The organism is Solemya elarraichensis gill symbiont, assembly GCF_002021095.1.
Taxonomy (GTDB): domain Bacteria; phylum Pseudomonadota; class Gammaproteobacteria; order Chromatiales; family Chromatiaceae.
On the sequence record NZ_MPRK01000094.1, the window covers coordinates 1 to 10,697 of the forward strand.

General features: G+C 53.8%; 12 protein-coding genes. 5 read left to right on the forward strand and 7 right to left on the reverse strand.

Annotation, left to right across the window (positions count from 1 at the left end; genetic code table 11):
• Positions 1-185 precede the first annotated feature (185 nt).
• Positions 186-620, forward strand: a complete 435-nt coding sequence (locus BOW51_RS06045) for a DUF1841 family protein (protein ID WP_078476916.1) — start codon at positions 186-188, stop codon at positions 618-620.
• A gap of 59 nt (positions 621-679) precedes the next feature.
• On the forward strand, positions 680-1,453 hold the full coding sequence (locus BOW51_RS06050) for a hypothetical protein (protein ID WP_135568093.1): 774 nt from the start codon (positions 680-682) through the stop codon (positions 1,451-1,453).
• Here BOW51_RS06050 and dxs read toward each other — a convergent pair.
• Positions 1,402-3,288 carry a 1-deoxy-D-xylulose-5-phosphate synthase gene (dxs, locus tag BOW51_RS06055; RefSeq protein WP_078476918.1) on the reverse strand — a complete coding sequence of 629 codons (1,887 nt, stop codon included), beginning with the start codon at positions 3,286-3,288 and terminating at the stop codon, positions 1,402-1,404. The two genes, BOW51_RS06050 and dxs, sit on opposite strands and share 52 nt — an antisense overlap.
• A 69-nt stretch (positions 3,289-3,357) precedes the next feature.
• On the opposite strand from dxs, the gene BOW51_RS06060 reads away from it, so the two are divergent.
• The gene (locus BOW51_RS06060) at positions 3,358-3,918 is read left to right on the forward strand and encodes a TrmH family RNA methyltransferase (protein WP_078476919.1); all 561 of its coding nucleotides are present in this window, start codon (positions 3,358-3,360) and stop codon (positions 3,916-3,918) included.
• Positions 3,919-4,142: 224 nt separating this feature from the next.
• On the opposite strand, the gene BOW51_RS06065 is transcribed toward BOW51_RS06060, so the two are convergent.
• The 6 genes from BOW51_RS06065 to BOW51_RS06090 all read right to left on the reverse strand — a co-directional run bounded on the left by BOW51_RS06065 (position 4,143) and on the right by BOW51_RS06090 (position 9,368).
• Positions 4,143-4,838 carry a tRNA threonylcarbamoyladenosine dehydratase gene (locus BOW51_RS06065; protein WP_174564732.1) on the reverse strand — a complete coding sequence of 232 codons (696 nt, stop codon included), beginning with the start codon at positions 4,836-4,838 and terminating at the stop codon, positions 4,143-4,145.
• A complete protein-coding gene (locus tag BOW51_RS06070; RefSeq protein ID WP_078476920.1) occupies positions 4,831-5,601 on the reverse strand; it encodes a general secretion pathway protein GspB in 771 nt (256 codons plus the stop codon). Before BOW51_RS06070 ends, BOW51_RS06065 begins: the two co-directional genes overlap by 8 nt.
• Positions 5,601-6,035: a peptidoglycan-binding protein gene (locus BOW51_RS06075; RefSeq protein WP_078476921.1), complete on the reverse strand. Its 435-nt coding sequence runs from the start codon at positions 6,033-6,035 to the stop codon at positions 5,601-5,603. Before BOW51_RS06075 ends, BOW51_RS06070 begins: the two co-directional genes overlap by 1 nt.
• Positions 6,032-7,456 carry an ExeA family protein gene (locus BOW51_RS06080; protein ID WP_245828540.1) on the reverse strand — a complete coding sequence of 475 codons (1,425 nt, stop codon included), beginning with the start codon at positions 7,454-7,456 and terminating at the stop codon, positions 6,032-6,034. The genes BOW51_RS06075 and BOW51_RS06080 overlap by 4 nt, the downstream gene beginning before the upstream one ends.
• Before the next feature lie 176 nt (positions 7,457-7,632).
• A complete protein-coding gene (locus BOW51_RS06085) occupies positions 7,633-8,235 on the reverse strand; it encodes a DUF938 domain-containing protein (RefSeq protein WP_078476922.1) in 603 nt (200 codons plus the stop codon).
• Positions 8,235-9,368, reverse strand: coding sequence for a GNAT family N-acetyltransferase (locus BOW51_RS06090; RefSeq protein WP_078476923.1), 1,134 nt, complete (start codon positions 9,366-9,368; stop codon positions 8,235-8,237). Before BOW51_RS06090 ends, BOW51_RS06085 begins: the two co-directional genes overlap by 1 nt.
• Before the next feature lie 70 nt (positions 9,369-9,438).
• Here BOW51_RS06090 and nfo point away from each other — a divergent pair, with 70 nt between their 5' ends.
• Complete coding sequence (gene nfo, locus BOW51_RS06095; RefSeq protein WP_078476924.1) at positions 9,439-10,281, forward strand: deoxyribonuclease IV; 843 nt, start codon at positions 9,439-9,441, stop codon at positions 10,279-10,281.
• A gap of 6 nt (positions 10,282-10,287) precedes the next feature.
• On the forward strand, positions 10,288-10,697 hold a 410-nt coding region (locus BOW51_RS06100), incomplete at its 3' end, for a histidine phosphatase family protein (RefSeq protein WP_078476925.1).

A 10,697-nucleotide genomic window follows, 5' to 3' on the forward strand; every position in this document is an offset into this window, starting at 1 on the left:
GACGCGGACGCAGATTACGATGGCGATGCTGGTGGGCATACTTATTACTACGACTACAACTACTGGTACCAGATACCGGAATATGACTACTATCCACAGACACCACCCCCTGCATATTACTATCCTCCGGTGGAATACTATCCACCAGCATATGGCTACCCGCAGCCCAGGTAAGCGCACATAGGATGTTTGGGAACGATCGCAATGCCATCAGGCAGCAGTTCATCTCGGCCTGGAAGCTCTACAGGATGCCCGGGGCTCAGCTGACACCGCTGCAACAGATGATCGGTGACATCATCGCCATGCATCCGGAGTATCACTCCCTGTTTGAACAGGAGGATGAGAAACTGGTTGAGAGTGAATTTGGTGCCGACGGCGGTCCAAATCCCTTCTTTCACCTCGGCATGCATATCTCCCTGCATGAACAGCTGCAGACTGACAGGCCGGCTGGTATCCGGGATATTTATCAGCGCCTGCAGAAAAAAGCGCCCGACAAACACCATGCTGAGCACCGCATGATGGAGTGCCTCGAAAAAAGCCTTTGGGAAGCGCAGGCAAAGGGTGTTCTGCCTGATGAGATGGCCTATCTCGAATGCCTCAGGAAATTACCCGGAAAATAACAGAAAAGCTGTTCAGCCTGATTCAGCTATATTATGATTGTAACAGGGAGGAACTTGAGATGAAAAGCAAACTAATATTTATCCTGCTGACGCCACTACTGCTGTCAGCCTGTGTCGTCGGAACCTATTACGAGGATGACTCGTATGGCTACGGCACCGTCTATCCGGGCTACACCTACGGTTATAACGACTACTATTTCTACCCCGGAATAGGTGTCTATTTCCATATCTACAGCGGTGACTACTTCTATATCCATAATGGACACTGGATTCGCAGACACTCTCTGCCGCGCCTTTACCACCTGCATCACAAGCATCGCAGACATATTGTCCATCAGGGCGGCAAGCCCTACCATGATTACGACAAACACAAGCGGAAGTACCGTCGCGATGACCATCACAGGGGTGATGCAACCAGCGACCGTCACGAACGTGACAACATCCGCAAGGATCATGAAAGTAGCAGCAGGAAAAACGCGACTCTCACGATGGCGACAGGAGTCGTTCGAGAGATGCAGATAACAGGCGCCCGCGAAGTGCACCGCCGCCTGCGCCAGACAAGACAAGGGAAAACAAGTGGAGCGGTGATCAGCAAGAAGTTACTCGCAGCAAAAAGCGAAGCAAGGGAGAAGATACTGTTGAAGAGCGCTCAGGTCGTTCAGGAAAGCATCACAATGACCAAAAGGGCGATACCAGCACTGACAAGCGGGGAAAGAGAAGCAAGGAGCATACCGAAGAGGAAGAGAGAACCTGGTCAGGTTATCGCTACCGGTCGGATTAATCAGCTGATTGCGCTGACCAGTCCGGCATGTGCTGCAGAGATTCTTTCGTGAATCGCCTGCAGCATGGAGTCGTCGTCGAGACCCGCCTCCTGCAGTTGCTGCACCTGGGTCGCCTGCTCGATATAACTGTCGGGCAGACCCAGCTGCAGAAGGTCGGTCTGGATTCCCTGCCGGTTCAGGTATTCTGAAACAGCCGAGCCGGCACCACCCTGGATGACATTCTCTTCGAGTGTCACCAGCAACTCATGTGAAGCAGCAATCTCACGCACGGCATCCTCATCAACGGGCTTGACGAAGCGCATATTTACAACAGTTGCATCGAGTTTCTCGGCAATACGCTCTGCGCTCGCAACCATGGTACCGAAGGCAAGCAACGCGATATGTGAACCCTTGCGGCGCACTTCCGATTTCCCGATTTCAAGTGTCTCGAGGCCATCCAGCTCAGTGACATCCGGTCCGCCACCACGTGGATAACGCACCATTGCCGGTCCTTCGAACTCATAGGCAGTCTGCAACATCATGCGTGCCTCGCGCGCATCGGCAGGTGCCATAACAACCATATTCGGTATTGCACGCACGTAGCTAAGATCAAAACTGCCCGCATGGGTTGCGCCATCCGCGCCAACTTCTCCGGCACGATCTACGGCAAATGTCACATCCAGATTCTGCAGGGCCACATCATGGATCAACTGATCATAGGCGCGCTGCAGAAATGTCGAATAAATAGCAACAACAGGTTTTACATCTTCACATGCCATACCTGCCGCGAGCGTCAGTGCATGCTGCTCGGCAATGCCGACATCATGATAACGCTCGGGAAAACGTTCGGAAAAAGTCACCAGGCCGGAACCTTCGCACATCGCCGGTGTAATGACATTGAGACGCTGATCCTGCTCGGCTGAGTCACACACCCAGTCGCCGAAAACTGCGGTATAGGATCGCGATCCCGCACCCTTCTCCATTTTCCCCGTGCTGGGATTAAACGGGGTGACACCATGGTAGGTGATCGGCTCGTGCTCGGCCGGTTCGTAGCCCTTGCCCTTCTGTGTCACAAGGTGTAGAAACCGGGGACCGCGCATCTTTTTCATGTTGCGCAGGGTTGAGAGCACCATTGGCAGATCGTGTCCGTCGACAGGCCCCAGGTAGGTAAAACCCAACTCCTCCCACAGGGTTCCAGGCAACATCATGCCTTTCATGTGCTCTTCCCAACGATCAGCAAATTCACCGATATTGAGGCGCTTGAAAACCGAGCGTCCCTTGTCCCTGACCTCGTTATAGAATCGACTCGAGAGTACGCGTGTCAAATACCTGCTGACCGCACCAACCGGTCGCGATATCGACATATCATTATCATTGAGTATCACCGTCAGGTTCAGGTCATCGATCGAACCACCGTGATTCATGGCCTCAAAGGACATTCCGCCTGATAGCGCACCATCACCGATAACAGCAATTACTTCACGCTCGATACCCTGCTGCCGCGCAGCCAGCGCCATGCCGATTGCTGCACTGATAGAAGTCGAGGAGTGCCCGGTGCCGAAAGTATCGAAAGGTGATTCTGTACGGACTGGAAAGCCGGCGATGCCGTCCTTCTGGCGCAGGCTACCCATCTGCTCTCTGCGTCCGGTCAAAATCTTGTGTGGATAGGCCTGGTGGCCAACATCCCAAACCAGGCGGTCATCAGGCGTATTGTAGATTGTGTGCAGGGCGACAGTCAGTTCAACCACACCAAGGCCTGCAGCAAGATGCCCTCCCGTCTCCGAAACACTCTTGATCAGAAAACGGCGTAACTCGTCAGCCACCTGGAGAAGCTGCGCGTCGTCCAGCCTACGCAGGTCGGACGGCGTATCAATTGTCTCCAGTAGTGAGAAATCGCTATATGGCACAGGCAGCAGTTATTTTTTACGGGATAACGCTGTATTCTATCAGCATAATAGTGAGCCGACCGAAGAATAATGGACAACCAGCGCCCCCGACTTTCACCTGCGAAACGCCGTGAGAAACGCCACCAGGCGATGCTACGTTATGAAAAGCAAAAACGCCGTAACGTGATGGCTGCCCCGGGTTGTCATGACATCATCCTGGTACTCGACCATCTCAAGGGTGGTTTCAACGTACCCAAGATTTTCCGCAGTGCAGAGGCATTTGGAGCAGCGGAAATTCACCTGGTTAATGTTCCACCATTTGATCCTGCTCCCGGAAAAGGGGCTTTCAAGAAGGTCCCTGCGCGTTTTTACGAGCAGATGTCTGAAAGCCTGGAATCACTACAGAAAGCCGGTTACAGCCTGTTCGCACTCTGTGCCGATGCAGACACATCCCTGACAAAATCCGAACTGCCGAAAAAGTCCGCCTTTATCCTCGGTCACGAGGAGTTTGGCCACAGCTTCGAGCCCGCTCAACATCCGGATATCCACTTTATTTCAATCCCGCAATTTGGCCAGGTCGAGAGCCTCAATGTCAGCATCGCCGCCTCAATCGTTCTCTACGAATATGTTCGCCAGCACGGAAAGGGATGAAGTTTACACTGGTACCAGGCGCTGTACGCCTTGCGTTTCCCGCCGTTGGTGGAGCCCGTTCAGGCCACGGAAGAAGCGTAAGGCTGTCTGAGCGATCGAAAGATCGCGAGTTCCTTTTGCGCCGTGGCTTGAACGATAAGGCGCAGCCATGGCGGGAAACGCAAGGCGTACAGCGCTAGACAGAATGGTGCGACATTCAGGTTAATTCGGCAAAGAGAGTCGCCTTAGCACCTCGCCGACGGCAAGCAAACCGGCTGTTGCGGTGAACAGCTCGTCGCCTCGATATCCGCAATACGGGACTCCTCGGTTGAATAGATGGCAGGCACCGAGAAACGGCGCTTCGGATTACGTGGGAAATTGTAGTCCTGTCGCAGCTGCTTGCGTACGCGGGAGAGAAGCGCATCTTTCTCGGTACGGCTCAGATCAGCGATCCGCAGCAGGCTCGCATCACTCTTGCCCCCGGCACCACCAACAGTGATCACAAGTTGCTTGTTGCGCCTGCACCATGCGATCAAAGCCGCCTTGTCACGAAAAGAATCGATACAGTCGACCACAACATCGGCATCCACCGGGATCAGTTCGCCCGGATTGGCAACAGTGACAAACTCCTCGACTGTATCGACCTGGCAGTGCGGATTGATCTCATCAACACGCTGTTTCAGAACCTGAACTTTTGCTGCGCCGAGCGTACTGGTAAGCGCCGGAAGCTGGCGATTGATATTTGACTCGGAGACATGATCCATATCGATCAGGGTGAGTCGTCCGATTGCGCTTCTCGCGAGCGACTCGACCACCCATGAACCGACCCCGCCGACACCGATGACACACACGTGCGCAGACAGGAAACGCCGATATGCCGTCTCACCGTAGAGACGCACAATACCACCAAAACGCCTGCTGTTGTCCGCTTCTTCAGTCATTGACCGTGAGCAGAAACTGCTCCCCGTTGATACGCATGACAACACCGGCCGGGACAATCTCGATCACATCAGCACCATTTTTCAGTCTTGCACCTTCACTATAGAGCCTGCCATTGATATAGACGAAGCGCCTGCTTTCACGACGGTCATAGACATGCACATCGAGATGCATGGGTTTGAGGCTGTTGCGTAGTGAAGAAGGCAGTTGCCGGAATGTTCGCATCTGGCTCTTTGCAGGCGTCACCTCTACCTCTTGCGGCGCTGGCTCTAATTGCACAGATGGCTCGGGGATTTCAATCTCATCCACTACTGGTTCAGCTACAGGTTCAAATACTGGTTCAGATGCTGGCTCAGTTGTTTGCACCGGTAGCTGAGATTTGTCGACAGCCGCTTCAGCAGGCACATCCCGTGATGGAATTTCCACGCGCTCTTGTGGTTGCTCAACCCGTGGCTGCATCTGCACATGTGGGGGCGGGACTGTTTTAGGAGTTGAAACAGGAGGTGGCTCCACAACTCTTGCCTGCGGTAGCTGCACCCTGCCAGTCTCCCTGCCCTGATCCAGCGGACTCGTGCTATCCTGCCTTTGTGTCAGTAACCAGGCAACCAGAAGAACGATCATCACGATTACCAGGCGGCTTTGACGCCGTCTGCGCACATTGCGTGACCCTAGTGTATGGCGTGGACGCGTGACCAGGGGCACACTTGCTGCGTTACCGAGACGCTCACGTTCCGACTTTTTCAAGGCTTCAAGGATCAGCGACATCAGTCAACTCTCCCGAGACGGGGGCCGCCAGCCAGCGGAGACTGGCTCATAATATGCTGCAGGGTCTGCTCGCCCACGTAACCATCCGCGTCCAGGTGATTCGACTCCTGGAAGAGCATCACCAGCTGCACGAGTGGCTGATCAAAATCGGCAAGATCAATATCTGCTCCCATCTCATAACCGGCAATGGCAGAGAGCTGCCTGCGCAGCCACAGTACGTCTGCCCCGCGGTTACCCGGTGCAATCATTGCATCGCGTACCAGTTCTGGCAGTCGCCAGATATAGCGGAATTCACCAAGCCAATATGGTTCGATCTCACTCTTGAAAAAACGTTGCACCTCACCATCGAAACGCAATGCGATCGACTCATCGTCCATGCCGACAATAGTGACGTGCAGATCACCAACAAGGCCACGATTAAGAGTTAGAATCACAGGCCGGTAAGTTGTGCGATACGTGTCCAGTTACCTGTCGAAGCAACACAACGGATCCCTTTTATCTTCTTCCCGTTACAGAGTGCATTACTGTCGGTCGCGGCAGGCAGACCCCAGCTGAATGCAAGCTCCCGCATTGCCTGTGCTTCATCCATGCTGGCGATATTCTTATCAAGCCACTTATCGAAGGTGATCTCTTCCACACCAGCCTGTTCCAATTCAACAGGTTGCACAGCCGCAGCCGTATCCGGCTCTGCGGTGATGGTTGGCTCGTCACTTGTTTCCTGTTTTAGATCATCGGTTAATTCAGCTGATGACTGCTGCTTTTCAGCCACATCAGGAACTGCTGCAGGCACATCCTGATCCATCTCGTGCGACATGGTGCTTAGCGGTGGTTCGACTACATCCTGCGGCGCCTCCTCTACAGCGACTGCCGCAGGTTCGATTACTGCCGGGCTATTCTCATCGAACGGACGCGAAATCCCGTTCTCAATCAGAATCGCTGGTGCTGCCGGAGGGGAAGGCGGTGTAGATTCCTGTGCAGGCGGTATGGTCTCCTGCTCAGGCGGCAGAGCCTGTTGAACGGTTTCAGGTGACTCATTGATGACGGGGGGCTGTTCATCATGCCACGACAGCAGGTAGCCGGTTAATGCGACCAACAGCAACAGCACGGCAGCGATTGCACCCCATTGCATTAGCATTGCCTGCCTCTCGTCAGTTTCACCCAGCACCTGCCGCGCTGCCTCGCGCACCATGGCATGATCGACCACCGATGCCTCCTGCGCATACGCAGCCAGCAGCGCGCGGTCGGCTATCTCGTTAATCAGGCGGGGAACGCCTCCGCTCGCCTTGTAGAGTGATTTCATCGCTGCAGCGGTGTAGAGATTTCTGTTACTACCCGCGATACCCACGCGGTGTGCAACATAGGAACGCACCTCGTCGGGCAGAAGCGGTTCAAGGTGATAACGTGCCGTGATGCGTTGTGCCAGCTGTCGCAAGTCCTTGCGGCCGAGCTTGTTGCGCAGTTCAGGCTGACCGACAAGAATGATCTGCAGCAGCTTTTCGCGGTTGGTCTCGAGATTTGTCAGCAGGCGTACCTGTTCCAGCACATCGACTGACAGGCCCTGGGCTTCATCGATGATCAGTACCGCACGGCGCCCACCCGAGAAGCTTTCAAACAAGTGTGCATTAAGCGCATCAACCAGTGTCTTCAGGGTCGCCTTGTCGGCGTCATACTCGATACCGAACTCGTCACAGACGCTGGCAACAAATTCAAGCGGAGAGAGTTTCGGATTAAAAACCAGGGCAAGATCGACATTCTCCGGCAACTGCTCAAGCAGCGTCCGCACCAAGGTTGTTTTACCCGTGCCGACTTCTCCGGTCAGTTGCACGAAGCCACCACCCTCCTGTACACCGTACAACAGGTGTGCAAGGCCTCCTCATGAACCACGCTAAGAAAGACATAACGGGGATCAGGAGCGATCGTAAAGGGTTTTTCGCTTAATCCGAAATAGGACTCGTACATGCTTTATCCATCGGGGTGATGAGAGCCATGCAGCAGCGGCTCATCAATGCCATGTAGGTCGGAATCATAGCATTATTCAGCACCCTTCACCCAGACGAGAATACGGTTATTGGCCGGCATGGCAACGTCATCACACAGCTTCATGCCAGCATCTCCGGCGAGAACATTAAGCCATTCAAATGACTTGATACCGCTGTTTGGATCGCGTGACTTGAGCCATTCATCGAAACGCGCGTTGCTTTCACTCGTATAACTGCCGGCGTAATTGAAAGGACCATAGAGCGCAAACACCCCGCCAAAAGGAAGGATTGCACCGACTCCGACAAACATCGCCTCGACCATCGTCTCATCCATGATATGCGCACTGTTCGCAGAGAAAACTGCGTCCAAATCAAGGCGCGGCCAACTCTCCTGCATCACATCAAGTTGATACGGCCCATGCACATTCGGCAGGCCCGCCTCCTCGATCCACATCGAGATACCTGCATGATAGTCAGACTGGTCACTGGCATGCCATTGCAGATGTGGCAGATGTTTTGCAAAAAAGACAGCATGCTGCCCTGTTCCGCTGCCTATCTCGAGAATGCTGCCGGATTCACTCAACAGCGGACGAATCACCTCGAGTATCGGCTCACGATTCTGATCGCATGATTCCGACCATGGTTTATTCATCATCAACTGCACTCCTCCCGGTAGGGTGAGCGCAGGCGCAACTCATCCTCGTAAGCGGCGACTGCCGCCTGTTCATGTAGTGTCCATTGCCTGACGGGTTCCCTGAACTCATCATCATTAATCCAGTGCGCAGATGTCGTCGCAACGGGTAAGAACCCTCGTGGAATCTTGTGCTCACCCTGCGCTCCCGGTTCAAAACTGGCGAGGCCACGGCGAATACAAAACTCGATGCCCTGGTAATAGCAAGCCTCGAAATGGAGCATGTCGATCTGTTCGCTGCATCCCCAGTGGCGCCCATAAAGAGTCGTATCACTGCAATACATCAGGGAGCCTGCGATACATTCACCATCGAGATCGGCAAGCACTAGGATAATATTGTCAGGCAACTCTCGTGCAACTTCCTCAAAGAAATCGAGATTAAAAGTTGCAAGCCCCCACTTCTCATCAAAGGTTTTTTCATAAAAACGCGTAAAAGCCTGCCAGTCAGCATGGCTGGCAGAGTGGCCGTCGAGTTGTCGCAGGGTGACACCTGACCTGGCTACCACCTCGCGCTCCTTGCGGATCATCTTGCGCTTGCGTGCCGTGAGCCTGCTCAGAAAATCATCGAAATCGGTGTATGCATGATTGTGCCAGTGGAACTGCACATCACGTCGGCTCAACCAGCCAAGGGAGTCCAGCTGTTGCTGCTGGATTTCTGTCGGGAAGAGTAAGTGCACACCACTTGCATTGATGCTGCCGGCAAGAGCCACTGCGGTGTCAGCCAGCATTTTCTGAGTGACTTGATCACCCGGAGCAAACAGCATGCGCTGCCCGCTTGCAGGCGTATAGGGTACTGCAGAGACCAATTTCGGAAAGTAGTGGCGCCCGCTACTCTCCCAGGCGCTTTCCCACTGGTGATCAAAGACGAACTCGCCGTAGGAGTTATGTTTCTCATACAAGGGCATGGCGGCAACCAGTTCACCCGCATCATAGAGTGCGATGTGACGCGGCAACCAGCCGAAACGCTCACCAACACAGTCGTGATGTTCCATAGCAGCGAGAAACTCGTGCCGGATCAGAGGGTTGTTATCGTCTACCAGACGGTTCCACTGCTGCGGCTCTATCTCGTCGATTGATGTGTGAATTTCTGCTTTCAATGGCCGGGTTTTACGTGTTCGAGTCTGCTATTCTAACCGCTGATTTGATCAATACAGCCTGTGAATAACGATGAAATATGTCGGTGCACATGTCAGTGCCCAGGGCGGTGTCGAAAACGCCCCGCTGAATGCCATGGAGATCGGTGCAAAAGCCTTTGCACTGTTTACTAAAAACCAGCGCCAGTGGAAAGCCAAGCCGCTGACACAGGAGAGTATCGATGCTTTCAAAAAGAACCTGAAGCTGGCGGATATCAAGCCAGAACACGTGCTTCCGCATGACAGCTACCTGATCAATCTCGGCCACCCCGACAGGGATGCACTGCAAAAATCCCGCGATGCCTTCGTCGATGAGATGGAGCGTTGCATGCAGCTGGAACTGCCACTACTCAATTTCCATCCCGGCAGTCACCTGAAAAAAATCAGCGAGGAAGAGAGCCTCGCTCGTGTCGCAGAGTCAATCAATCTCGCACTCGAAGCAACATCCGGTGTTACAGCCGTCATTGAGACAACAGCCGGCCAGGGGACCAACCTGGGTTACAGCTTTGAACATCTCGCCACGATCATTGATCAGGTCGATGACAAGAGCCGTGTCGGTGTCTGTATCGACACCTGCCACATCTTTACCGCCGGTTACGACCTGCGTACTACCGAAGCCTGTAATGAGACCTTCTCGCAATTTGAAGAGAGCGTCGGTTTTGACTACCTGCTTGGCATGCACCTCAACGACTCCAAACCGGACCTTGGCGCCCGTGTCGATCGCCACCAGTCACTTGGTGCCGGCAAGATCGGATGGACTGCTTTCGAATACATCATGCAGGATGCACGTTTCGATGACATTCCGCTGGTACTTGAAACCATCGACCCTAGTATCTGGAAAGAAGAAATCCTCGCTCTCTACCAATTTGCCGCATAAAACAGTATGAAAGAGACAATCATAGACTTGATCCTCCACGGCGAGCCTGTCGGTGGCAGTCGTTACCGCGGCCACGGAATCGACGATCCTCTCTCGGAAAAGGGCTGGCAACAGATGTGGGAAAGTGTCGGTGAACATTCCGACTGGTCACGCATCATCTCCTCGCCACTTCTCAGGTGTGCCGACTTCGCAAAGCAACTGGGCGAGAGCCGGAAACTGCCCGTGACGATCAATGACAACCTAAAAGAGATCGGATTTGGAACCTGGGAAGGCAAGACAAAGGCACAGCTACGCGAGGAGAGATTGGTAGAATTTGACGCCTTTTACCGCGATCCTGTTGCCAACACACCTGAAAATGCCGAGAACGTGATGGATTTCCATACGCGTATAGGTGCTGTATTTGAAGATCTGAGAGA